Source organism: Spirillospora sp. NPDC048819, assembly GCF_040650055.1.
Lineage (GTDB): Bacteria > Actinomycetota > Actinomycetes > Streptosporangiales > Streptosporangiaceae > Spirillospora.
Window position 1 is genome coordinate 163,880 of sequence record NZ_JBEZGN010000010.1, and the last position, 21,673, is coordinate 185,552.

General features: G+C 68.9%; 26 protein-coding genes. 12 read left to right on the forward strand and 14 right to left on the reverse strand.

Annotated features, from left to right (window positions below):
* Together AB0C35_RS16790 and AB0C35_RS16795 are read right to left on the reverse strand one after the other, a co-directional pair.
* Complete coding sequence (locus AB0C35_RS16790) at positions 1–750, reverse strand: GntR family transcriptional regulator (protein WP_358456123.1); 750 nt, start codon at positions 748–750, stop codon at positions 1–3.
* A 468-nt stretch (positions 751–1,218) separates the two neighbouring features.
* Complete coding sequence (locus AB0C35_RS16795; protein WP_358456125.1) at positions 1,219–2,496, reverse strand: helix-turn-helix domain-containing protein; 1,278 nt, start codon at positions 2,494–2,496, stop codon at positions 1,219–1,221.
* 363 nt (positions 2,497–2,859) lie between these two features.
* Between AB0C35_RS16795 and AB0C35_RS16800 the strand changes: the two genes are divergently transcribed.
* The gene (locus AB0C35_RS16800) at positions 2,860–4,461 is read left to right on the forward strand and encodes a ubiquinol-cytochrome c reductase cytochrome b subunit (RefSeq protein ID WP_358456289.1); all 1,602 of its coding nucleotides are present in this window, start codon (positions 2,860–2,862) and stop codon (positions 4,459–4,461) included.
* 13 nt (positions 4,462–4,474) lie between these two features.
* On the opposite strand, the gene AB0C35_RS16805 is transcribed toward AB0C35_RS16800, so the two are convergent.
* From AB0C35_RS16805 to AB0C35_RS16825, 5 genes are all read right to left on the reverse strand, one after another.
* The gene (locus tag AB0C35_RS16805; protein WP_358456128.1) at positions 4,475–5,575 is read right to left on the reverse strand and encodes a crosslink repair DNA glycosylase YcaQ family protein; all 1,101 of its coding nucleotides are present in this window, start codon (positions 5,573–5,575) and stop codon (positions 4,475–4,477) included.
* Positions 5,572–5,943: an HTH domain-containing protein gene (locus tag AB0C35_RS16810; RefSeq protein WP_358456131.1), complete on the reverse strand. Its 372-nt coding sequence runs from the start codon at positions 5,941–5,943 to the stop codon at positions 5,572–5,574. The genes AB0C35_RS16805 and AB0C35_RS16810 overlap by 4 nt, the downstream gene beginning before the upstream one ends.
* 122 nt (positions 5,944–6,065) lie before the next feature.
* On the reverse strand, positions 6,066–6,275 hold the full coding sequence (locus AB0C35_RS16815; RefSeq protein WP_358456133.1) for a zf-HC2 domain-containing protein: 210 nt from the start codon (positions 6,273–6,275) through the stop codon (positions 6,066–6,068).
* Positions 6,272–6,958, reverse strand: a complete 687-nt coding sequence (locus AB0C35_RS16820) for a cytochrome b/b6 domain-containing protein (RefSeq protein ID WP_358456136.1) — start codon at positions 6,956–6,958, stop codon at positions 6,272–6,274. Before AB0C35_RS16820 ends, AB0C35_RS16815 begins: the two co-directional genes overlap by 4 nt.
* Entirely contained in the window at positions 6,948–7,391 is a 444-nt protein-coding gene (locus AB0C35_RS16825; protein WP_358456138.1) for a hypothetical protein, read from the reverse strand. The genes AB0C35_RS16820 and AB0C35_RS16825 overlap by 11 nt, the downstream gene beginning before the upstream one ends.
* Positions 7,392–7,530: 139 nt before the next feature.
* On the opposite strand from AB0C35_RS16825, the gene AB0C35_RS16830 reads away from it, so the two are divergent.
* The 7 genes from AB0C35_RS16830 (at position 7,531) to AB0C35_RS16860 (ending at position 12,382) form a co-directional block, all read left to right on the forward strand.
* Positions 7,531–8,043 carry a sigma-70 family RNA polymerase sigma factor gene (locus AB0C35_RS16830; protein ID WP_358456140.1) on the forward strand — a complete coding sequence of 171 codons (513 nt, stop codon included), beginning with the start codon at positions 7,531–7,533 and terminating at the stop codon, positions 8,041–8,043.
* Entirely contained in the window at positions 8,036–8,713 is a 678-nt protein-coding gene (locus AB0C35_RS16835) for a zf-HC2 domain-containing protein (RefSeq protein ID WP_358456143.1), read from the forward strand. Before AB0C35_RS16830 ends, AB0C35_RS16835 begins: the two co-directional genes overlap by 8 nt.
* Positions 8,714–8,819: 106 nt before the next feature.
* Positions 8,820–10,055 carry a PP2C family protein-serine/threonine phosphatase gene (locus AB0C35_RS16840; RefSeq protein WP_358456146.1) on the forward strand — a complete coding sequence of 412 codons (1,236 nt, stop codon included), beginning with the start codon at positions 8,820–8,822 and terminating at the stop codon, positions 10,053–10,055.
* 75 nt (positions 10,056–10,130) lie between these two features.
* A complete protein-coding gene (locus AB0C35_RS16845) occupies positions 10,131–10,484 on the forward strand; it encodes a PRC-barrel domain-containing protein (protein WP_358456149.1) in 354 nt (117 codons plus the stop codon).
* 34 nt (positions 10,485–10,518) lie between these two features.
* On the forward strand, positions 10,519–10,689 hold the full coding sequence (locus AB0C35_RS16850; RefSeq protein ID WP_358456152.1) for a hypothetical protein: 171 nt from the start codon (positions 10,519–10,521) through the stop codon (positions 10,687–10,689).
* A gap of 102 nt (positions 10,690–10,791) precedes the next feature.
* Positions 10,792–11,088 carry a helix-turn-helix transcriptional regulator gene (locus AB0C35_RS16855; RefSeq protein ID WP_358456154.1) on the forward strand — a complete coding sequence of 99 codons (297 nt, stop codon included), beginning with the start codon at positions 10,792–10,794 and terminating at the stop codon, positions 11,086–11,088.
* 97 nt (positions 11,089–11,185) lie between these two features.
* Positions 11,186–12,382, forward strand: coding sequence for an MFS transporter (locus tag AB0C35_RS16860; protein WP_358456157.1), 1,197 nt, complete (start codon positions 11,186–11,188; stop codon positions 12,380–12,382).
* Here the strand turns inward: AB0C35_RS16860 and AB0C35_RS16865 are convergent.
* The 3 genes from AB0C35_RS16865 to AB0C35_RS16875 all read right to left on the reverse strand — a co-directional run bounded on the left by AB0C35_RS16865 (position 12,269) and on the right by AB0C35_RS16875 (position 15,166).
* Positions 12,269–13,126, reverse strand: coding sequence for an AraC family transcriptional regulator (locus AB0C35_RS16865; RefSeq protein ID WP_358456160.1), 858 nt, complete (start codon positions 13,124–13,126; stop codon positions 12,269–12,271). The genes AB0C35_RS16860 and AB0C35_RS16865 overlap by 114 nt on opposite strands.
* Before the next feature lie 165 nt (positions 13,127–13,291).
* Positions 13,292–13,945 carry a maleylpyruvate isomerase N-terminal domain-containing protein gene (locus tag AB0C35_RS16870; protein ID WP_358456162.1) on the reverse strand — a complete coding sequence of 218 codons (654 nt, stop codon included), beginning with the start codon at positions 13,943–13,945 and terminating at the stop codon, positions 13,292–13,294.
* A gap of 303 nt (positions 13,946–14,248) precedes the next feature.
* The gene (locus AB0C35_RS16875; protein WP_358456164.1) at positions 14,249–15,166 is read right to left on the reverse strand and encodes a hypothetical protein; all 918 of its coding nucleotides are present in this window, start codon (positions 15,164–15,166) and stop codon (positions 14,249–14,251) included.
* 148 nt (positions 15,167–15,314) lie between these two features.
* Between AB0C35_RS16875 and AB0C35_RS16880 the strand changes: the two genes are divergently transcribed.
* Positions 15,315–15,605 (forward strand): hypothetical protein, encoded by a 291-nt coding sequence (locus AB0C35_RS16880; RefSeq protein WP_358456167.1) that lies wholly within the window; start codon positions 15,315–15,317, stop codon positions 15,603–15,605.
* A 120-nt stretch (positions 15,606–15,725) separates the two neighbouring features.
* On the opposite strand, the gene AB0C35_RS16885 is transcribed toward AB0C35_RS16880, so the two are convergent.
* The 3 genes from AB0C35_RS16885 to AB0C35_RS16895 all read right to left on the reverse strand — a co-directional run bounded on the left by AB0C35_RS16885 (position 15,726) and on the right by AB0C35_RS16895 (position 17,312).
* Complete coding sequence (locus AB0C35_RS16885) at positions 15,726–16,196, reverse strand: HAD domain-containing protein (protein WP_358456169.1); 471 nt, start codon at positions 16,194–16,196, stop codon at positions 15,726–15,728.
* 61 nt (positions 16,197–16,257) lie between these two features.
* A complete protein-coding gene (locus AB0C35_RS16890) occupies positions 16,258–16,548 on the reverse strand; it encodes a DUF397 domain-containing protein (RefSeq protein ID WP_358456172.1) in 291 nt (96 codons plus the stop codon).
* Positions 16,545–17,312 carry a helix-turn-helix transcriptional regulator gene (locus AB0C35_RS16895; protein WP_358456174.1) on the reverse strand — a complete coding sequence of 256 codons (768 nt, stop codon included), beginning with the start codon at positions 17,310–17,312 and terminating at the stop codon, positions 16,545–16,547. Before AB0C35_RS16895 ends, AB0C35_RS16890 begins: the two co-directional genes overlap by 4 nt.
* A gap of 315 nt (positions 17,313–17,627) precedes the next feature.
* Between AB0C35_RS16895 and AB0C35_RS16900 the strand changes: the two genes are divergently transcribed.
* The 3 genes from AB0C35_RS16900 (at position 17,628) to AB0C35_RS16910 (ending at position 20,215) form a co-directional block, all read left to right on the forward strand.
* Complete coding sequence (locus AB0C35_RS16900) at positions 17,628–17,756, forward strand: hypothetical protein (RefSeq protein ID WP_358456176.1); 129 nt, start codon at positions 17,628–17,630, stop codon at positions 17,754–17,756.
* Between the two features lie 1,099 nt (positions 17,757–18,855).
* Complete coding sequence (locus AB0C35_RS16905; protein WP_358456178.1) at positions 18,856–19,575, forward strand: hypothetical protein; 720 nt, start codon at positions 18,856–18,858, stop codon at positions 19,573–19,575.
* Positions 19,576–19,615: 40 nt separating this feature from the next.
* Positions 19,616–20,215 carry a class F sortase gene (locus AB0C35_RS16910; protein ID WP_358456180.1) on the forward strand — a complete coding sequence of 200 codons (600 nt, stop codon included), beginning with the start codon at positions 19,616–19,618 and terminating at the stop codon, positions 20,213–20,215.
* Between the two features lie 100 nt (positions 20,216–20,315).
* On the opposite strand, the gene ccrA is transcribed toward AB0C35_RS16910, so the two are convergent.
* Complete coding sequence (gene ccrA / locus AB0C35_RS16915; RefSeq protein ID WP_358456182.1) at positions 20,316–21,641, reverse strand: crotonyl-CoA carboxylase/reductase; 1,326 nt, start codon at positions 21,639–21,641, stop codon at positions 20,316–20,318.
* Positions 21,642–21,673 lie beyond the last annotated feature (32 nt).

Sequence of the window (21,673 nt, forward strand, 5' to 3'; positions counted from 1 at the left end):
TCAGGCTCCCGAACCGTAGCGGTAGACGAGTTCGTGCCGGTCGCCGACCACCACCCGGTGGGTGACCTCGACGACGCGGCCATCCTGGTCGTACGCGCGGCGCCACAGCGTGAGGACGGGCTGGTCGGGGCCGATCTCCAGCGTCTCCTGCTCGTCCGCGCACGGCAGCCGGCACGTCACCGACTCCTCGAACGTGATGCGGTGGCCGGTCTCCTCCAGCCGCGAGTAGATGCCGCCCGGACCGGTGTCGACCTGCCGCAGCACCGGGATCCGCTCGACGATCTCGGGAATCACCCAGGTCGTCGCCGTCTGGACGGGCGGTTCCCCTTCCACCCCCTGGACGCGGGCGCGCTCCAGGACGCGCGTCCCGGGCGGCACGTCCAGCCGTGGCGCGAGCCGCTCGCCGGCTTCGACCTCGCTGACCGTCGTCCGGGTGAACGGCGTGCGGCCGCCCTTCCGCGCCGAGACGTGGAACCCGCGCCACGCGCCGTCCTGCCGGGTGATGTCGGCCGCCGCGCGCCGCACCCGCTGCGCCGTCCGGACCTGGGTTCCCGCGCCGGGACGCGGCTGGACGAGTCCCTGTTCGGCCAGCATCTGCAGTGCCCGCCGGACAGTCGAGCGGTCGGCCTCGTACTCGCGCGCCAGCTCCCGCTCGGGCGGCAGCCACGCGCCCGGATCGAGCTCGCCCTCGACGATCCGGGCGGCCAGCGCGTTGCTGATCGCCTGTGCCTTCGTGGGGGGTCGGGGCATACCAGATCCTGCTCCGGGTCGATGCGTTGACTCACACCCCTCAGCGTCCTTGGGATATGGCGAACGCGATGCGGGGTGCTCGGTCGGCCTACGGCAGGTCCACCATAGGCCGACCGGGGGAGTCCGTGCGATCCATGATCGGACTACCAGCTCGTCAACTCCTCGGCCGTGGACAACCGAGCTCGTTGGCTCGATCGTCTCCACCGATTTACGCTCTTCGCTCACGGCTGGCAGCGGTGGCGAAGGCGCATCCACCACAGGTTTGCGGTGCGGGAACGTTGACAGGGCCCCACGCTGGGGCGAGCCCAGCGACATCCACCCGATCAACGCCATCTGAACCGTATCCCCGGCAAGCCGGTTCGTGCCTTCCAGGCTCACGGACGGACACCGGGAGATTACCGGACCTCTTCGCGGTTCGCAGGCTAAGGATGCGATTATCCGAGAGTGGCCCGGAACGGGTCGACCGGGTCAGGTCCGGCGGAAGGTGACCACCTCGCCGGAGTCGCCGACGGCCTCGCGGGGCGGCTGGATCATGCGCTCGCCGGCGTTGTCGGCCAGCAGCGCGCGGGCGCGCAGCACGATCTCCAGGTCGAACCGCAGGTCCGGGTCGAGAAGCTGGTCGCCGAACAGCTCCTCCAGCTGACGCAGCCGGTACCGGACGGTCTGCGGGTGGACGTGCAGCCGCATCGCGACCTCGTTGGCGTTGCGGCCCGACTGCAGCCACGCCAGCAGCGTCTCGGCCAGCCGGTCCTGCTGGCTGGGCCGCAGGTGCGCCAGCGGTGCGAGGCGCAGATCGGCCAGCGACGTGATGAGCCCCTCGTCCTGGAACAGGATCAGCGTGGACATGTGCTCCACGCTGCGGATCACGCCGCTCTCCGCCTCGATCACGCCGCGCTGGACGAGGCAGAGCGTCTTGCGGGCCCACTGGATCGAACGCGCCGCCTCCATCAGCGGGACGGTCGGGCCGACGACGGCGAGCGTCCCGGACAGGGCGCGGTCGACGAGCTTGGCGCGTCCGGGGCCGTCCGGGTCGGGGATGATCAGGCTGGGGGTGCGGCGGGTGAGGTCGGCGAGGACGTCGGGCGGGAAGGCGGGCTGCCGGGTGCCCTGATGGTGCCGGCCGAGCGCGACCGCGGCGACCGTCCGGGGGACGGGCCAGTGCGCGGCGGCGGCGAGGTCGGCGATGGCCTCCTGGGCGGCGGGCGGGTCGGCGAACAGCAGGTCGAGCAGGCGCTTGCGGCGGCGCTGCATCTCACCGGCGACGGCGGCCTTGGCCTGGGAGAACCCTTCGGCGGCGGCGTGCGCCAGCTCGTTCTGGAACTCCATCAGCACTTCGCCGACGGCGCCGAGGGTGCGCGGTGAGACGTCCAGGGCGTCGGCGCCCTCGGTGAGCCGCCGCCAGGCGATCATGCCGCCGACCCGCATCGCGCTCTGCATGGCGTCGAGGCTGCGTCCCTCCCCGGCCTCGCCCCGTCCGATGGCGCGGAAGAAGTCCACCACGGGTGCGGAGTCGTGGCCGGGGTCGGCCACCCGGTCCACGAAGTAGTGGAGCACGCGCTCGACGGCGAGCCGCAGTGTCCCCGAGTAGGAGCCGTCTCCCGGCCGGTCGTACTCCCTGACGCGCGTCTGGATTTCCTGGATCATGTCGTCCGCCACCTCGTCGAGGTGCGGCCGCATGTGATCTGCCAGTTCCCTCGGCAGATCCGGCCACAGGCGCCCGTTCGTGGTCGAACCAACGTCCGCCACAGAACCTCCCAGCTCTCGTCCCCCTGCGTTGCGCGCCGTACACACGGGGTAATTAATTACTTATGGTTCTTGTGTGAGGCAAATCATGACCCGTGGCGGGCCCGGGAGCAAAGTGTAGGTCGATATTCGACCGAATTCGGCCGGGTTCGTTACAAGGAGTCAACAGGACGGAGAACTCTGGCCGGTTCGCCCGCCCGGTGCGACAGTGGTGGCACAGCGAGCGAAGCGTGAGGTGATCACGTGCCGGCGAGCCATGGCGACCGCGTGCCTCCTCGAACCCCCGGCACGCCCCCGAAGCCCCTGGGGACCCCTCCGAAGGCCCTGCCCCCGCCCCCGAAGGCCCTGCCCCCGCCTCCGAAGGCCCTGGGCGCCGCGGGCGGAGCGGCCGACGACCGGTTCGGCGCGGCGCCGTTCATGCGGAAGGCGCTGCGCAAGGCGTTCCCCGACCACTGGAGCTTCCTGCTCGGCGAGATCGCCATGTACTCGTTCTTCGTCATCCTGCTGACGGGCGTCTTTCTGACCCTGTTCTTCGTCCCGAGCATGAAGGAGGTCGTCTACGGCGGCTCCTACGAGCCGCTGCAGGGCGTCCGGATGAGCGAGGCGTACGCGTCGACGCTGCACATCAGCTTCGACGTGCGCGGCGGGCTGCTCATGCGGCAGATCCACCACTGGTCGACGATCATCTTCATGGCGGCGATCCTCGTCCACATGCTCCGCAACTTCTTCACCGGAGCGTTCCGGAAACCCCGCGAGCTCAACTGGCTGATCGGGATCGTCCTGTTCATGCTGGTCATGGTGAACGGCCTGTTCGGCTACTCCCTGCCGGACGACCTGCTCTCCGGTACCGGCCTGCGCATCCTCGAAGGCGTCATCGCCTCGATCCCGCTCGTCGGGTCCTACGTCCTGATGTTCCTGTTCGGCGGCGAGTTCCCCGGAACCGTGATCATCCCGCGGCTCTACGTCATCCACGTCCTGCTGATCCCGGGCATCCTGCTCGCCCTGATCCCCCTGCACGCCATCGTCCTCACCTGGCGGCAGACCCACACGCAATTCCCCGGCAAGGGCAGCTCGAACACGACCGTCCGCGGCTACCGGTTCTTCCCCGTCTTCATCGCCAAGACCACCGCGTTCTTCCTCTGGGTGTTCGGCGTCACGGCCCTGCTGGCGACGATCTTCCAGATCAACCCCGTCTGGCTGTTCGGCCCCTACGACCCGGGCGCGATCAGCTCCGGCTCCCAGCCCGACTGGTACATGGGCTGGCTGGAGGGCTCCCTCCGCATCATGCCCGCCTGGGAGATCAACGCCTGGGGCCACACCGTCCCGATGAGCGTCCTCGTCCCGGCCCTCGTCGTCCCCGGCCTCCTGTTCACCGGCCTCGCCGCCTACCCGTTCCTCGAACGCTGGGTCACCGGCGACCGCCGCGTCCACCACCTCCTCGACCGTCCCCGCGACGTCCCCGCCCGGACCGCCGTCGGCGCGGGCGGCGTCGCCTTCTACGGCGTCCTGTGGGCGGCCGGCGGCAACGACGTGATCGCCGAGACGTTCGAGATCCCCCTCTTCTGGACGACCTGGTTCTTCCGCGGCGCGATCGTCCTTGGCCCGCTCGCCGCGTTCGTCATCGCGTACCTCATCTGCCTCGGCCTCCAGCACCGCGACCGCGCCCTGGTCCACCACGGCCTGGAGACAGGCGTGATCCGCCGCCTCCCGAGCGGCGAGTACCTCGAGGTCGAACGGCCCCTCGACGAGGAACGCCTGGCCCCCGTGACCGACGACCGTCCACCCGCCGCCGTCGCCCTGGAACGTCCCGAAACAGACGGGGTCGACCCGCCCGTAACCCGCACCCGCCTCGGACGCCTGCGCATCGCCCTCAACCGCCGCTTCAGGCACGACCTTGCCCACCCACAAGACCTGGCCCGCACACCCGCCGACGAGCGCGCCGACGAGCACAAGGCCCTCGGCCCCTGACCCGGCCGCCGCGTCAGTCGAACTCCAGGTCGAATCCGGAGGCGCCGGCACAGTCCGCGATCGTCGCGGCATCGGACTCCGCCGCCTCGCGTCGCCGGGCGTCCAGCGCACCGAACGGCTCGACCCTCAACGCGAGCCGGTCACGTTTCCGCCGTTGCCGCCACACCCCGGCGATCTCGCCGTCGACCAGCATGATCCCCGGATCGGCCGCGGGCCGCCACACCGCCTTGCGCCTGGCCGGATCGGGCACGAGAAGATGCCGGTCGCCCAGCTCGGTGAGCGGATCGTACGGCGGCAGCAGACGAACACCACTCGGATCGGCCGCCGCCTCCAGCGCCTCGATCTGCCCGGCATGCGCCCAGCACTTGGCGCCCTCCACCTCGACGGGTCGCAGCTCGTCCTCGACGAGCTTCCACCAGCCGCGCGCGGCCCCCGGCGTGACGCCGAGCCAGGACGCCAGCTGAGCCGGCTTCGCCGGACCGAACGTCGCGAGGAACCCGCGCACCAGCTCGGCGCGGCCGTCGAGCGGATCCGCCGGCGGGAACGGCTCGGCCGGGCGGTAGCGGAACCGGCCCGCAGCCCCGGCGTCGACCTCGACGACGAGCCCGGCCTGAAGCGTGGCCTGCCGGAACAACTGGTCCTGGACGTGGAACACCCCGCAGCCCTCGCACCACGGCGCGAGCCGCCGGTCCACCTCCGGGCTCACGGCCCCGCTGAGCTCACCCTTCGTCGGCGACCGCCCGTCCGCGACCGCCGCCCGCATCGCCGCGGCGACCTCGTCCAACGCGGCGCCGAAGGAGACCCCCGCCTCGGCGAGTCCGGCACCGAACGGCCCGATCGACTGCGGCGGCAGATCGGCCCCGTCCTCGACCCGCAGCGCCGCCGCCAGCCGAGCCAGGTCGGCGGGACGGTGCATGTGCAGGGCGGCCCGTATCGAATGAACCAGCACCGCGTCCGGCACCCGACCCGCCCGCAAGCGCAAGGCGAGCGACGCGGTCCGTCCAGGCGGATAGTCCTGGACGCCGGTCGCCAGCACGGTCTCCGCCCGGCCCAGAGGGCCGAGCCCGTGCGCGGCGAACCGGTAGGAGATCACCTGCGTCCGGCCGACCCTCATTCCGCCTCCCGGCCGCACATCACGTCGAGCAGCTTCCCCATCGCCGACTGGGCCGTCGCCGACGCCCGGGGCCCGACGGCGGTGAGCGACGCGACCAGCGCCGCCGCCTCACCCGGCGTCAGCGTGAGCGGCGGCAGCGCCGAGCGCAGGTCGAGCCCGTACCCGCCACCGCTGCCGCGCCGGGCCTGGACGGGCACACCCGCGGCCTGAAGTTCGGCGATGTCCCGTTCGACCGTCCGGGTGGTGACGCCCAGCGTCTCGGCCAGCTCACCCGCCGAAACGTACGGCCCCCTCCGGAGCCGCAGCTCCTCGATGAGCCGGTGCTGACGCTCCACCCGTCCGATCACAGGCTGCGTGGACCTGAGCATGCAACCCACGCTAGGCCACCATCCCGACACGCCGGTGTCGGCAACTCCGATCACCGGACGTTCCACGTCATAGCGGGGACGGCGCCCCCGGCCGCCCGCGTCGCCACGAGCGTTTCACCGGCTCACGTCCGGCGGCCGGGATCGTCACGTTCAGCGGCTCCGCTCATGTGCGCGACAAGGCTTCGAAGTGTTCGGAGCATCGTGGTGAACTCGGCGACATCGGACCGGCAGGCCCGGCAGCCTTCCAGGTGAAGCGCCATCCGCGTCCGGTCGCCCGGGGACAGGACGCCGAGGGCATAGGCTCCGGTGTCCATCCGCAGCGGGCAACTCATCGCGGCTCCCGCCGGTCGTCCCGGACGCGGTCGAGCCAGCCCGGCCAGAGCCGCCCGGCCACGCGGGCGTCGAGCCGTCCGCCCAGATGCATCGACCGCCAGACACCGCGATAGCCCGGGAGGACACCGGCGGCGATGAGCACATGTCCGGCGATGAGAACCGTGCAGAAGTACGTCGACCATTTGTGCAGGCGAGCCAGCACGGCGAATGTCGGGCCGCCGTGCAGGAGCACGAGTCCTACACCACTGCCGACCAGGACGAAAAGCCCGGCGACCAGCAGGACGTTGACCATCCGCTGGCCGGGATCGAAATGGCCGTCGTGCCGGGCGAACCGCCCGGTCAGCACGGCCGACGGCCAGGTGAGGAACCATCGCGCGTCGCCTGCGCGGAACCGCAGCGATTCCATCACGAACGTACGCACCGCCCGCATTCCCAGGACGAGGCCCACCACGATCAAAGCGGCCAAAGCCCAGCCGACATACTTGTGGACGGTCGTGTCCGGTGTACGAAGCAGTCTGGACACCGGACTCGGGTCGCCTTCACGTCCCAGAAGCAGCCACCAGCCGGTGCCCAGCAGCACGAGAACCGCGAGATAGACACCCGCGTGGAACCAGCGCGCCGGCCGCGAGTACCGCTCGACCGTGCCGAGGCGAACGGGTTTCTCCGCGGGCTCAATAGCCATAGCCGCCGCTGCCTCCGGTCTCGCCGCCGCCGTCCCCCGTGTCTCCCCCGCCGCCGACGACGTTCACATTGACCTCGGCGCTCGCGCCGGCCGGGGAATGGTCGGCGTGCTGGAGCGTCACGCCGATGACATGCCGTCCCGGCGTCAGGTCCTTGATCTGATGGGTCGTCGATGTGACGACGGTGTAGTCGTTGGTCCTGCCGTCGATGACGACGTGGACGTGGTGCTCGCCGGACTCCTCCGGGCCGATGTCCTCGCTGCTGGTGAACTCCAGCGTGACGGGAAGCCGCACGTCCGCGCCCTGGGCGGGCGCGGTGATCGCCAGTGTCGGTTCGCCGCCCGCGCTCGACGCCCCCGCGCCCGAGCACGCGCTCAGCCCGAGGGCCGCGCAGGCGAGGCCCGCCGCCGCCAACGCCTTCAGGTGCATCGCCATGATTCTCCCCTTCGCCGCCTGTACGTCAGAGGTAATACCGGCGAGGGGAGCGAAAAGATTCGCTCATCCGTGAACCCTTTTGGGGCTCGCATCCGTATCCCTTATGTGGGAACTATCAGATGAGTCCCTGCTCACCGGCATGGCCGCAGGGGACCCGGAGACGGCTGCCATCTTCGTCCGGCGATACCAGGCTCGCGTCTACGGCCTGGCATTCGCACTGGTCGGATCATCGGCGATAGCCGAGGAGGTCGCGCAAGAGGCATTCCTGCGCGCCTGGCGGCATGCGGGCGCCTACGATCCCCGAAAGGGACGGGCGATCACCTGGCTTTTGACGATCACGCGGAACCTGGCCGTGGACGCGATCCGGCTCCGCGGCGACAGGCCGGTCGATCCGCATATTCTGCTGAGCACGCTCACGAACAATGAACAGGCCGATTCCGCGCCGACCACCTTCGAAGACGCCGAGGAACTCCGCGAGGCTCTGCGTGCTCTTCCGCCCGAACAGAGCACTCCCATCGTGCTCTCGGTCTTCTACGGATTGACCGCGGGCGAAATCGCCGACCGTGAGCACATACCGTTGGGAACGGCCAAGACCCGGCTCCGCCGGGGGCTCGCCAAACTCCGCGAGGCGCTGGGAGTGACCAATGACTGACCGTCCCGCCTGCGCCGAGACACGGCAGCTCCTCCCCGAACTCGCCGCGGGGATCGCCGCACCGGAAGAACGCGCCGGAGCCCTGCGCCACCTCGCCGGATGCGGGCGATGCCACCGCGAACTGGAAGCGCAGACGGCGCTCGTCGACGAACTGCTCCAGCTCGTCCCCGAAATGCAGCCGCCCGCCGGTTTCGAGGCCGCCGCGCTCGCCCCCACCCGGAACCGGCGACGGCCCCACCGGCTGCGCACCACGGTCCTGCTGGCCGCCTCAGCGGCGCTCATCGCCGGGGCGACCGGGGGCGCGGTCTGGCAGCAGACCGAAAGCGACCGGCAGCTCGCCGGCAAGTACCGCCAGACGCTCGCCGTCGCCAACGGCCAGTACCTGCGCACCGTCCCCGTCAACGGAACCAGCACGACACCGTCCGGGTACGTGTTCGCCTATCAGGGCTCGCCCGCATGGCTGTTCGTCACGATGACCGCGGTGAGCCGGCCGGGCGACTACCGGATCTCGCTCGTCAGCCGCGACGGCCGGGAGTTCGGACTCGGCACCATGACCGTCCAAGGCGACCGTGGTTCGTGGGGCAAGACCATCCCCGTCGCCGTCCACGACATCCTCGTCATACGCTTCCACGGCCCCCCAGGCCACGAACTCCTAGCCCGCTTCACCTGACGGGGCCCCCGGCCCCGCCCCCTCCAGACAAGAACGACCTACCCCCGGCACGGGCGATCTTTACGCGTCCGAAGTTACCGGTGCGCTGGTGGGGAACAGGGCAGGAATGGCGGAGTCGGCGGGCCGCGACGGTGCGGTGGATCGGAGCGAGGGGTTCGGTGAGCGGCTGCTGGGGCAGTTGCTGGACCGGGCGCATGAGATGCCGCCGCAGCTCATCGCTCCGCTGGTGGCCGAGGAGGTGCGCGGGATCGGCGGCCGGGACGTTGCGATCCTGCTGCAGGACTATTCCCAGCTGACGTTGGTGTCACTGCCCGGCTGGGGCCTCACCTCGCGTGAACCGATGCCTTTGGAGGGCTCTCCGGCCGGGGAGGCGTTCTTGTCCGAGAGCGTGATCGAGCACCGGCAGGACGGCGGCGTGCAGATGTTCCTGCCGCTGCTGGACGGCAGTGACCAGATCGGGGTGATGTCCCTGACCCTGGACAACGTCGATGATGACGACCGCCGACTGCTGCGGCGGCTCGCGGGCCTGGTCGCCGAACTGATCGTCACCAAGGACCGCTTCACCGACCAGTTCTTCCAGGCGCGGCGCCGCGAGGCGATGACCGTGTCCGCGGAGATCCAGTGGTCACTGCTGCCCCCGCTGACCATGACGACCCCGCAGGTCGCCGTTGCCGGGATCCTGGAGCCGGCCTACGACATCGCCGGCGACAGCATGGACTATGCCCTCAACGACGACATCCTGCACATGGCCATGGTCGACGCGATGGGCCACGGCCTGAACGCCGCCGTGCTGGCCACCGTGGCCATCGGCGCCTACCGGCACGCCAGGCGCGCCGACTCCGGCCTGGCCGAACTGTACGCGTTCATGGACAAGGCCATCGATGAGCAGTTCGGCCCCGACCATTTCACGACCGCGCAGATGATGCGCCTCAACGTCACGACGGGTGACCTGCGATGGGTCAATGCCGGCCATCACGCGCCGCTGCTGATCCGCGGCGACCGCGTCCACACGACCCTGGAAGGGCACGGAACACTGCCCGTCGGCATCGGCGCGACGCCGCAGATCAACACCCGGCAGCTACGCCCCGGCGACCGGGTTCTTGCCTACACCGACGGCCTTATCGAAGAGCACACGCCCGGCGGGGAACAATTCGGTGTAGAACGCCTGATCGACGTTATCGAGCGTGTCGCACCCACCTGCGGGACCGTGCAGCACATGGTGCGGAGACTCTCCCACACGCTCAAACGAGAAAGAGGCGAAATCACCACCGACGACGCCAGCATCTTCCTGGTCGAATGGCGCGGCGACACGACCGAGCACCTCGCCGTCCCACTGCCGTGACCGGTTAACTTCGGTGAGATGGGTAGGTGCACAGGTACCTGACCAGGGTTCGGGACCCCAACGGCTGGACGTGACATGTTCGAGATCGAGGACATTCGGCAGTGGCGCGGCCGCGAAGTGATCGACGAGTCCGGAAGCAAGGTCGGCCAACTGGAGGCCATCTACGTCGACACCGCGACCGACCAGCCGTCCTTCGCCACCATCAAGACCGGCCTGCCGACCCGGCAGCGCCTCGTGTTCGCACCGCTCTCCGGGTCGACGGTGGGGCCGGAGCACCTCCGGGTCGCGCACTCCAAGAAGCAGATCAAGAACGCTCCCGCGATCAGTACCGACGGAGAGCTTCTCGCCGTCGACGAGCAGGCGGTCTTCGACTACTACGAGATGCCCTACGAAGCGGCCCCGGACGAACGCCGCCTGGCACGCCGCTGACCGGCCGCCAAGTCCGCCCAAGGGAGGGATCGCCATGAGACTGTTCCTGTTCGTCCTCCTGGTGGCGATCGTGCTGGGAATCATCGGCTTCGTCGTGAAGGGCCTGCTCTACCTGCTGATCATCGCTGTCCTTCTGTTCCTGGCCGACCTCGTCTGGAGCGGAATACGCCTGGGCCACCACCGCGCCTCCCGCCCCACCCGTTGATCTCACCAACCGCCTCACTCTCGCCGCGCGATAGCGTTCGATGCATATAGCGTTCGATGCATATGGAGTATTACGTCGAGACGGCAGAGAGGTCTTCAGGACGTGGCGCAGCAGTACGGCCCGCATGAGCGATGGGTGCCGGGGAGTGGTCGCGACAACGACGAGGTGCGGGCAGGGCGCGAGGAGGCTCGCCTGGCCTTTGAACTGGGCAATGCGGTCCGGCAACGGCGTCTCGCCCTGGGGCTGACGCAGACGGAACTCGCTAGAAGGGCCGGTCTGACCCAGCCCGCTCTCTCCCGATTGGAGTCGGGCGGGCCGACGCCGACGATCGGGGTCCTCGACCGACTCGCGCACGCCCTCGGAGCCAAACTCAAGGTGGAGTTCACCGACGCCGCCTGACGTGGACGGGGTGCCGACCGGGCAAGGCCGGTCGAGCGATCAATCGCACGCTTCACACGATCAACCACGGTGACGGGGACGTGGCGAAGCTGGCCCCATGACCGCCACCCAGTCGTCACCACCGTCCCCCGACTCTTCGCCGCCCGAGAAATCGGCACCGCCGGGCGCCCGTTCGAACTGGTCACCGATCGTCGCGCTCGCCGGCGGGATCGCGGTGCTCGTGGCCAGCGAGTTCCTGCCCGCCAGCGTGCTGCCCGCGATGGCCGCCGACCTCGGGCTCAGCGAGGGCACCGTCGGCCTCTCGGTGGCGGCGACCGCGATCGCGGGCGCGGTCACCGCGCCGAGCATCGCGGCGCTGCTGCCACGGACCGACCGGCGCACCGTGCTCGTCGGGCTCCTGGCAGCGGCCACCGTCGCGAACCTGGCCGTGGCGATCGCGCCGGGCTTCGCCGTCCTGCTCCTCGGCCGCCTCGTACTCGGCATCGCCATCGCGGGATACTGGTCGTTCGCGTTCGGCGCGGGCACCCACGCCGTGCCGGGACGAGACAGCGTGGTCTCAACGTCCATCGCGCTCGGCGTCACCATCGCGACCATCGCCGGCGTCCCGCTGGCGTCCCTGATCGGCGACGCGGTCGGCTGGCGCTCGGTGTTCGCCGGCGCGGCCGTCCTCAGCGCCGCCGCGGCCCTGGCCGTCGCCGCGGCACTGCCGCCGGTGCCTCCGCACCCGGCCGCCGGGTTCACCATGCTGCGGTCGGCGCTCGCCAACAAGTGGCTGATGGCCGGGGTGCTGGGAGTGGTCCTGGTCGCGTTCGGCAACTTCACCGCCTACCCGTACATCAGGCTCGCGATCGAAGAGGTCGATGCGGACGCCACGGTATGGCTGCTGCTCGCCTGGGGCGTGGGCGGAATGGCCGGCAACCTCGCGGCCGGACGGTTCGCGGGCCGGTTGCGGGTGGTGGCCGCCGCAGCGCCGCTGCTGCTGGGCGGCGGCCTCCTGGCCACCGTGACCGCGACGTCCCTTCCGGTGCTGGCCGTGGGGGTCGTCGTGTGGGGCCTGGGCTTCAACATGGTCCCGGTCGCCACCCAGTTGTGGGTGACCCGCGTCGAGCCCGTCCGCGCCGAGTCGGCCCTGTCGTTGCAGGTCACGGCGTTCCAGGTAGCGATCACGCTTGGGTCGGCGTCAGGAGGCGCGCTCCTGGACGCGCACGGCGTCACGGCCGCGTTCCTGCTCGGCACCGGATTCGCCGTAGCGTCCGGGACGGTTTTCGCCGCCCTGCGCGTCCCGCGTGGGTGACATGTCGCGCCAGGCCTGCGGCGCGATGCCATGGTGGGACGAGAACGCCCGGCTGAAGGCGGCGGCGGAACCGTACCCGACGGCGTACGCGACGTACTCCACCGGACGCGAGGGATCGTCGAGCAGCCGGCGCGCCTCCCGCATCCGGACCTCCCGGAGCACCTCCGCGGGTCCGCGGCCGAGCGCGCGGCGGAACCGCTCGCCCAACGCGGAACGCGACAGATGGACCAGGCGCGCCATGCCCTCGACGGTCCAAGGCTCCCCCGGCCTGGCGGTCACCGCGGCCACCACGGCGGCGACGGCCTCGTCCATCCGGACGTTGTCGCTGCCGCCCTGGTCCTCGATCCAGGAAGCGGTCATCGCCGCGCCGATCAGATTGCCGTAGCTGGCGGCGAAGAGGGAGGGCTCGCACACGCGCTCAAGCGGGCACTTCCCGACGAGCTCCGCGACGCCGTTGTGCCGGGTGCCGAAGCCGCGAACGATCAGCGGATTCGGCAGCCGATGGACCGGTACGACCAAGCGAAGATCCCCGACGGCCAGAACGGAATGCTCGTACCGGTTCGACGCGATGACCCGGTGGGCGACACGGGCGTCCACGAGGACCGCGTCGCCTTCAGCGAGAACGCTGACCCCCGATGCCACCTCGAGCGTGACCTCACCCGCCAGCACCAGCCCCCACCACGAGCCCGACGGGGTGCTGAGCGTCGCGCGGGCCCGCAGCCGGACATGGTGTGAGCTCGACATATCCCACACCGCCGCCGGCGAAGCGGACCCGTCCACCCCGGCGCGCGCGACATCCACGACGTTCGCCACGCGAGGTGCAGCACAGGAAGAACCGTCGGCTATTCCCCGTCGTCCACCGAACACGGCGAACGTCCGGTTCCTTCCGGCACCGCCAGGGTGGCTCGGTCAGCCGAGAACCAGTGGGATCTTCGCGGCCAGGTCGCCCAACTCGGCGGTCTCCGCGTCCGTCGGTGCTCGACGTCCGGTGCCGACCAGCAGGGCGTCCGTGTCTGAGAACGCCGCCGGAATCGGTGCCCCGGCGATCTTTTCCAGTGCCGCGCGGGCCGCGGCGAGGGTCTCGGCGGGCGGTTCGGCGGCCGAGGGCAGGTGCGCGATCAGGTCGAGGTGGTGCAGTGTCCATTCCAGGACGTACGCGGACAGGTAGTCGCCGACGGTCAGCACCTTGTCCTGGGTGCTGACGCGAACGCCCGGGTCCGCGAGTTCGGCCGCGCGCCCTGCGGCGGACCCAACGTCGTCGAAGTGGAACTTGAGCAACCTCGGCTCGCCGTACGCTGCGGCCAGCCGGGGGATCAACGCGTCGAGCGGGTCCTCGCCGGTCGGGGGTTCGACCAGGTCCCAGTAGGTGACCGAGTCCGCGGTCGGTTCGGTCTCGGCGGGCGTGACCAGCGTGATCAGGACGTCCTGGGCGTCGATGATCAGATGGCACACCAGGTCCCGCACGAGCCAGCCGGTACAGCCGGACGGCCGTTCCCAGTCCTGATCGGACAGTTCGCCGACCGCCGCACGCAAGGCCGCCCAAGAACACGAGAAAAGATCCACCCCGGCAAGCTAGTACCGCCCCGGAACAACAAACCAGCGCATTCGGCCGACCACCCCGCACACCTAGATCGAGGACGGAAAGTTCACCGTCCCGGCGTACGGAGGATGGACGATGCTCGCTGCCGGGCCGGTCACCCGCAATGCAGCAAGGAGATCACAGGTTATCGGCCCAGGTGAGGGCTTGGTCGACTGAGCGGCGCGTGAGGCCGGTCGCGAGGTCGCGACTCGGAGGAGCAGGGCTCCTCCAGGAGTTTGCGGGCGGCAGCAGGGAGTCCGGCCACCACGGATGCCGAAGGCGGAGGTCTAGGCGAAGAGGTCGGCAGCGGTGTCGACGGTGGAGGCACGCCGAATCCAGCGCTCGATCTGGTCGAGATCGGTGCAACCTTCTACCCGGCCGCGGACCTCATCAGAGACGGCAATGCCACGGCTCTGCAGGACCAGCAAGAGCGCCCTGACCTCACCTTCTGCGTGGCCCTCCTCACGGCCTTCTGCGTGGCCCTCCTCGCGGCCTTCGGCGCGGCCTTCCTCGCGGCCCTCGGCACGGTGGCTCTTAGCGAAGTCCGACTCCCATTCGTAGCCTTTGACCGACATGGTCTCCTCCAGGAGCTTGCGGGCCGCGTCAGAGAACCGCGACGTTACGTAGTCATAATAGAGCTTACGGGTATCACCGGCCACTGAGTGAAGGGCGTCGGTAAGGCTGTCGAGGACGGCTTTGGCCTCCGGTCCCTCCGCATGAACAGGGGCAGCGAGGACTGCGAGTTCAGGGAGTAGCCGCGCCTGCCCGGGGTCCACGATCGGTGGGAGCATGCCCGGGTGGACGGTCAGGGGATTGAGCACCCAGCCGGGGTGACCCATGTCGATCGGGGCGGCGCAACCCCGCGCGGTGCCCTTGTCCGGGCAGAGCACGAGAAGCATCACGGGACACTTACGGCGCTGGCGCAGTGAGGCGAGGTAGGCGGGCCAACTGTAGGACTTCTGATCCCGTGGACGTAGCTGTGACTCCACCACCACACCAAGCCTGGGACGCTTGGGGTCCCCGAGCAGGACGGTGGCGTCACACCTCAACTCGGCCGGGTTGACGTCGGCGTAGGACTCCGACGTCAACGTGGTCGACACAAGGTCGGGCACATCGAGGCCGAAGACGCTGCGCAACAGTTCGGGAACGAGCTGCGGCCGGTTGCGGACCATCTCAAGCGGCAGCTCGTGCTTGTTCGTGGGCACGAACTACAAACTAACAGTAATCGAACGACCACGTTGAGGTTATGGCGCTCGCCTATCGAAGATGGGTGCGGCTCATCGCAGGGACCCGCTGAGCTGGTCGGAGATGGTTCTGCGGCAGGATTGCGCGCTTGCCAGATAGCGTCTGCGGGTGATCAATATGGCGGTTCGTGGCGATCTGGGTAACTTCATCGCTCGCGCGACCTGTGGACTGCCATGGTCCGAGGCACTGGCCGGTTTGGATCCGGCGGGCTTCCCGATGCTGGCCGGGTTGCTTCCGTATGGCGATGCCGTTTTCAACGAACGCCAGATCCCTGTGCTGTTGAAGGAACTGAAGCGGCTGCCCCCTGAGCTGGGCGGGGCCTGGGTCGAAGAGGTCCGCAGGTTGTGTTCCATCGCGCTCCAGGCCCCGCACCGCTACGTGTGGTTCCTCGGAGACTGAGTGAGCCGGCGAGCTGGTCTGTTGCGGAGCTGGGTTGTTTGAGTTCGCCGTCTCGGCGTGAGGCCCCATAGAGGTGGACGATGCTTGCTGCGAAGTGACTCTCGGAAGACGAGCACGGGATCACGAGCTGTCGACCCAGGTGAGGGCTTGGTCGACTGAGCGGCGGGTGAGGCCGGTCGCGGGGTCGATGGCAATGAGCAATGTGGGCTCGGTGCGGTTGCGGGACCAGGTCGAGGCTTCTGGGGTGTGCGCGTCATCGATCCAGACGGCGGGTCTGTGCCGGCAGAACTCCGCGATGAGGGGGACCTTGGCGCTGGGATGGCACGGGGCGGACGGCATGGTGACGATCGGCAGTGGGGCGATGCCGAGCAAGGGCGTCAAGAGGCGGTTGGCGTTCTCGTTCCAGAAGGTCGCCCAAGCCACGTCGTAGACGTCAAGGAGTTCGGTGATCCACGTCCCGTGCCCTGGATTGATCCGGACGGGTTCTTCACCTGGGAAGAGAGCGTGCTCCGTGAAGCCCGAAGGGCAGCGAGGGGCACCGAAGGGGTTGAGCACTCCGTCGACGTCGAGGAGGAGCAGCGGACGCGTCATCCTCGTGATTCCTTCCCCAGACGAGCCCCCGTCCGATGCGGGCAGGGGCTCGCTCCGGAGCTCAGGGGAGATCGTGGGCGTTGGCCTTGATACGGCTCGTGAACGCGCGCCAGGTGGCGCCGCCGAAGGCCAGCTTCGGCCCCTCTGGATCCTTGGAATCCCGGACAGCGACCACCGGTGCGGCACTCGCGACTTCAACGCAGGCGCCACCCTCATGGCCACTGCGGCTCGCCTTGCGCCATCCCTCAATCGGGACCTGAGGGATGCTTCCGACCTCGACACAGTCGCCGCCATGGTGATCACTGCGGCTTGCCTTGCGCCAGTTCACGGCTGACAGATCCGGTGTGATCATCCGTACTCCTCCATCACCTTCGTGATCAAGGCACGCGACTCCGCAACGCGGAGCGCGTCACCTCGCAGTGAGTTGTACGTTACTGCAAACTTTGCGACGATCCGTGGGTCCTGGATGAGCATTCCCTGCCCTCCCAACTCTCCGTACACGACGTCCGGCGCGTTGGTGAATCCCAAGATGGTGAAGCTTCCTGCGAGACCCGGGTAATACCCCGCGCTCAGTGGGACGACGTCGATCGAGATGTTGGTGCGTTCCTCCAGGGAGAGAATGTGAGCGAGTTGCTCGCACATGACCTCCCGCTCAGCGACCTCGCGCCGTAGCGCCGCTTCGTCGAGCGTAAACCACACATAGGGCGGATTCTCTCGAGTGAGGATCTGCTGCCGCTTGAGGCGTTCGGCGACGAGCCGGTCAGCGGTATCGGGGTCCTGCTTGGGGCCGACGACGGCGCGGATGTATTTCTCGGTCTGGAGTAGGCCATGGACCAGCGTCAGCTGGTAGATCCGAGCCTGGCTGGCCTCGGCCTCGCGCTCCTGGTACTCGGGGAAGCCGGGCGGGAGGACGGCTTGGTAACGGGTGTCGATGATGCGCTTCCACAGGCGTTGGAACAGGCCGTTGGTGTGGAAGTAGGTGTCGAGGTTCTCGGCGAACTCCTTGGACGGGATGCTCTTGGCGGCCTCGACCTGGCTGATCCACTGTGGGGTGTAGCCGAGGGCCTCGGCGAGGGCCGTCTTCGTCAGTCCGGCCTGTGAACGCCACTCCGCCATTTCACAGGCGAATGTCTGAATTGCGGGGGCTTCATATGGTTCACTCCTCGATCCCATGGGAGCTCCTTTTGAAACCCGGCGACGGGTTTCGTTGATCTTTTGGGGGGTCGCGCATTGTCCGTGCGACTTGCTGGCCGGGAACAACGCGTCGCTGTGATTCTTATAACACATATCCCGACGCCGAATCCGACCATGGGACCTTCCGTGAAAGACACATCTTCGTTCGATAACCCGGCTCTCGATGGGCTACGTGAGGACTTTCCCGGGCATCACATTTGGCGATCACGGCGCTGGGACGGACATTTCGGGGAATACGTGGCCACGCTCATCGACCCGAAGGCCGGCGTGGACGCGACGGTGATGCGTCCTGACCCGGTCGAACTCCGGGCCGAGCTGATGAGGGAGGCGTTCCGGGCACGCGGCACCACTCGGAACCTCAGGTGACGGAACAGGACAGAACGTCCTCTTCGTCATCGAGGCGGGCCGTCCGCCCCCGGGCGGCCCAAGGGGGGAACAGGGCGGCGCGGCCGGTGGGGATTCCCCCGAGTCCACCGGCCGCGCCGTCTCCCTTGGACGGGCTCCGGGCCCGGCGTCACCTGTCCCGGGTCGCTCGTCGACTGCGGCGGCGCGGGTGGAGCGTTCAGAGCCGCCGGGACGGTCGCTTGTTGCGGCTGCGGGTGTTCGATTCCCGCGTTTCGTGTATCGGGGAACATGTCGCGGCCGTCCGGGACGACGACGGCTGGTGGTTCGCGTCGGGCAGCGGGGAGCGGCTGGCGCCTTGCGGCGATCCCGAGGGCGCAGCGGTCGGGATCGCCGTTCTCCTGGTTCCCTGGATCATCTGCGCCCTTGGCGGTGCGGCATTCACACCTATGGGCCGCGAGGGCACCGCCGAGGAAAGTTCACAACGGTGCAGTGATCGTCCCGGTTGAATCCTTGCGGTGTCCGCTGGGCCATTTGAACGTGTCGGGAGAACAGTTTCGGCGTCCGGACGGCGATGTCGCATGGCATTCGACACAGGCCGTTCTGCTGATCGGTCCACGGTGACGCTCTGTCGCCGACTCTGGTTCCGCCAGAGGACTCAGTGTGATCGACTTCACTCTTCATCGTGACCCTGCGTGGGCGTTACAGAAAGTCACGGCAGCGTGATTTTCAGCATCGGATGACCCTGCGTCCGAGCACCGCGGACCTCATCCCCGCAGGGGAGGCCGGCTCCGCATTAGTCGCCATCCAAGCATGTTTCCGCAGGTCAGAGCGTCGATATTCCATTGTTCGCGAAGGTGGGTCGCTCGGCCAATGCGGAGGGTTTACACGATTCTCGGCATGACCGAGTTAGGCCATTCACCGGCTGTTCTCCTGCATTTCAGGTTGCGCCGGAACGAGTTATCACTACACTGCTGCCTCATCGTCCTCCTACGTACCCCCGGGCCTCGCTAACTGCGAGCACACCCGCCATGTCTGCCGCATCAAGCGGCATCCCCCGCCATCGCTAGGTGTGATTCCCCCCGAGGACGTGGAGAGTTCCCCGAACATGAGGAGAAACGCAATGCGCGCAACTCAGCTGGCCGCGGCAGGATTCGCCGCAGGCGCGATGGTGCTTGGGATGGCGGGCCCTGCACTCGCCACCCCGGGCGACCCGGTCACCCCTGGTGCCCCCTGCAGCAACGTCGGGGCCACGGCCGAGAACGCGGCCGGCGAGCTGATGAAGTGCATCAAGAAGGCGGGCGAGGAGAAGGCCACCTGGCAGCCGGCCGCCCCGGGTGACGAGAACCCGACGCCGACGCCGACGCCGACCACGCCGACCTTCAAGTTCGGCTACGACAAGGTGAAGCTGTCCACCACGCGCGTCGCCCCCGGTCAGAACGTGACGTTCACGGTCACCTGCCCGACCTCGGTCACCGTCGCGGGCAACGGCTACACCAAGAACCCCCTGCCGGTGAAGAAGGCGGGCGAGAACACCTTCACCGCCCAGGGCACGTACCGCAGCAACCTGCCGGACCCGACCACCGTCACGGTGGTCTGCAAGGACTTCGGCTCGGTCAAGTACAGCACCAGCCCTGAGAAGGCCGAGGGCAGCGGCAACGGCAACGGCAACGGCATGGCGCCGAAGACGCCGAAGGTCCCCACCGGCCCCATCAACACCGGTGACGGCAGCTCGCTGGGCACCGGCGGCTCGCCGATGATGGCCGCCGCCTGGGGCGTGTTCGCGTTCCTCGGCCTCGGTGCGGTCGCGCTGCGCCGCCGGACGGTCTCGGAGCGGTCGTAAGTTGCCTGAATTCTCAGCAACGGCCACCGGTCGCCGCGCCATGGGCGTGGCGACCGGTGCGCTGCTCACCGGACTCCTGTTGAGCGGCTGCGGTGGCGACGACGGCAGCGTCACGGCCGAGGGGACCCCCGAGGGCACCCCGGCGGCGACCGCCTCCGCGGCGCCGGTGTCGGCGCCGCTGACCCATTCGCAGCCAACGAAGATCACCATCGAGAAGCTCGGTGTGTCGGCTCCCGTCAGCGAGATCGGGCTGCTGCCCAACGGTCGCGTCGAGGAACCGCCGCTGAGCAAGCCGAACCTGGTCGGCTGGTACAAGGAGGGCGTCACGCCGGGCGAGATCGGCCCGTCGGTCCTCCTCGGCCACGTCGACGCCAACGGCAAGCAGGCCGTGTTCTACCGCCTGAAGGAACTCAAGGCGGGCGACAAGATCCAGGTGGCGCGCAAGGACGGCACCACCGCCACGTTCGCCGTGCAGCAGATCCAGCGTGTGGACAAGAACGCCTTCCCCCACAAGAAGGTGTTCGCCGAGCAGCTGGACCACGCGGCACTTCGTCTGGTGACCTGCGGGGGCGCTTTCGACCCCAAGTCGGGCCACTACAAGGACAACGTGATCGTGTACTCCAAGCTGGTCAAGGCCTGATCAGTTCAACGCGGCCGCCCGCCCGTCCACGACTGTGGAGGGGCGGGCGGTCTCTTTGCGTGGACGGGCCCGGTGTCCGGACCCGTCCAGGAGCGGGGCCTCAGCGGCGGTACAGGTTCAGCTTCTCTTCACCGATGCGTTCGCGGAGGGCCGGGTCGTCGACGCCCTGGCCTTCGCCGGTGGCGCCGCACAGGACGGCGACCTTGCCGATGTGCTGGTTGGTCTGGACGGCGCGGGTCGCGTCGCCGGCCTCGTCCAGCGGGAACACGGCCGACAGCGTCGGGTGGATCATGCCGAGGCCGATGAGGCGGTTGACCTCGACGGCCTCGTGGTAGTTGAAGCCGTGCGAGCCGATGATGCTCTTGAGGCGCATCCAGAGGAACCGGTTGTCGTACTCGTGCTTGTAGCCCGTGGAGGAGCCGCAGGTGACGACCTTGCCGCCGCGCTTGGCGACGTACACGGACGCGCCGAACGTCTCGCGACCGAGGTACTCGAAGACGATGCCCGGGTCCTCGCCGACGAGGCGGCGGATCGCCTCGCCCAGCATCCGGCCGGCCTTGGGGTGGCGGAAACCCTGCTCGCCGAGGTCCAGGTCGTTGCGGTTGATGACGTGCTCGCAGCCCTGGGAGCGGACGATGTCGGCCTTCTCGTCGGACGACACGACCCCGACGGGGATGCCGCCGCCGTTCCGGACGAGCTGCGTCGCGTACGAGCCTAGGCCGCCGGTGGCGCCCCAGATCAGGACGACGTCGCCCTGCTTCATGCGGGCGCCGTGCGTCCCGACGAGCATCCGGTAGGCGGTGGCGGCGCAGAGGGTGTTGGCGCCCGCCTCCTCCCACGTGAGGTGCGCGGGCTTGCGGATGAGCTGGTTCGCCTTGACGATGCAGTACTCGCCGAGGGAACCGAAGTTCGTCTCGAAGCCCCACGCGAGCTGCGTCTCGCTCATCATGCCGTCGTCGTAGGAGCCGTGGTCCTCCTCGTCCACATAGGACGGGGACAGGACGACCTTGTCGCCGACCTTCCAGCTCTTGACGCCGCTGCCGGTGCGGACGACGACGCCGGAGCCGTCCGAGCCGAGGATGTGGTACGGCAGGTCGTGGCGGGCGCCGTACCAGCCCTGCCGGCCGAACTTCTCCAGGAACGCGAACGTGGGGATGGGCTCGAAGATCGCCGACCAGACGGTGTTGAAGTTGATCGCGGCGGACATCACCGCGACGACGCACTCGTCGGGGGCGAGTTCGGGCATGTCGACCTCGCCGACGTGCATGGAGCGGCGCACGTCCTTGTCGGTCTGGCCCTCGAAGATCCCGACCTCGTCCTTGCGGGTGAACGCGGCGCGGAAGCGGGTCGGCAGGTCGATGTCCTGCAGCTCGGGTCCGGTCGCGCCGGACCGTACGGCATCGAGAAGGTCGTGGGACTGGGCCATGGGGGTGTCCTCCGTGGAACGGGGTTAAGGAT

Coding starts and splice junctions, on each gene's coding strand:
- AB0C35_RS16790 (WP_358456123.1), bottom strand. CDS start 750: ATGCCCCGACCCCCCACGAAGGCACAGGCGATCAGCAACGCGCTGGCC.
- AB0C35_RS16805 (WP_358456128.1), bottom strand. CDS start 5,575: ATGAGGGTCGGCCGGACGCAGGTGATCTCCTACCGGTTCGCCGCGCAC.
- AB0C35_RS16810 (WP_358456131.1), bottom strand. CDS start 5,943: ATGCTCAGGTCCACGCAGCCTGTGATCGGACGGGTGGAGCGTCAGCAC.
- AB0C35_RS16815 (WP_358456133.1), bottom strand. CDS start 6,275: ATGAGTTGCCCGCTGCGGATGGACACCGGAGCCTATGCCCTCGGCGTC.
- AB0C35_RS16820 (WP_358456136.1), bottom strand. CDS start 6,958: ATGGCTATTGAGCCCGCGGAGAAACCCGTTCGCCTCGGCACGGTCGAG.
- AB0C35_RS16825 (WP_358456138.1), bottom strand. CDS start 7,391: ATGGCGATGCACCTGAAGGCGTTGGCGGCGGCGGGCCTCGCCTGCGCG.
- AB0C35_RS16830 (WP_358456140.1), top strand. CDS start 7,531: ATGGCCGCAGGGGACCCGGAGACGGCTGCCATCTTCGTCCGGCGATAC.
- AB0C35_RS16835 (WP_358456143.1), top strand. CDS start 8,036: ATGACTGACCGTCCCGCCTGCGCCGAGACACGGCAGCTCCTCCCCGAA.
- AB0C35_RS16840 (WP_358456146.1), top strand. CDS start 8,820: ATGGCGGAGTCGGCGGGCCGCGACGGTGCGGTGGATCGGAGCGAGGGG.
- AB0C35_RS16845 (WP_358456149.1), top strand. CDS start 10,131: ATGTTCGAGATCGAGGACATTCGGCAGTGGCGCGGCCGCGAAGTGATC.
- AB0C35_RS16850 (WP_358456152.1), top strand. CDS start 10,519: ATGAGACTGTTCCTGTTCGTCCTCCTGGTGGCGATCGTGCTGGGAATC.
- AB0C35_RS16860 (WP_358456157.1), top strand. CDS start 11,186: ATGACCGCCACCCAGTCGTCACCACCGTCCCCCGACTCTTCGCCGCCC.
- AB0C35_RS16865 (WP_358456160.1), bottom strand. CDS start 13,126: ATGTCGAGCTCACACCATGTCCGGCTGCGGGCCCGCGCGACGCTCAGC.
- AB0C35_RS16885 (WP_358456169.1), bottom strand. CDS start 16,196: ATGACGCGTCCGCTGCTCCTCCTCGACGTCGACGGAGTGCTCAACCCC.
- AB0C35_RS16890 (WP_358456172.1), bottom strand. CDS start 16,548: ATGATCACACCGGATCTGTCAGCCGTGAACTGGCGCAAGGCAAGCCGC.
- AB0C35_RS16895 (WP_358456174.1), bottom strand. CDS start 17,312: ATGGCGGAGTGGCGTTCACAGGCCGGACTGACGAAGACGGCCCTCGCC.
- AB0C35_RS16905 (WP_358456178.1), top strand. CDS start 18,856: ATGCGCGCAACTCAGCTGGCCGCGGCAGGATTCGCCGCAGGCGCGATG.
- AB0C35_RS16910 (WP_358456180.1), top strand. CDS start 19,616: ATGGGCGTGGCGACCGGTGCGCTGCTCACCGGACTCCTGTTGAGCGGC.
- ccrA (WP_358456182.1), bottom strand. CDS start 21,641: ATGGCCCAGTCCCACGACCTTCTCGATGCCGTACGGTCCGGCGCGACC.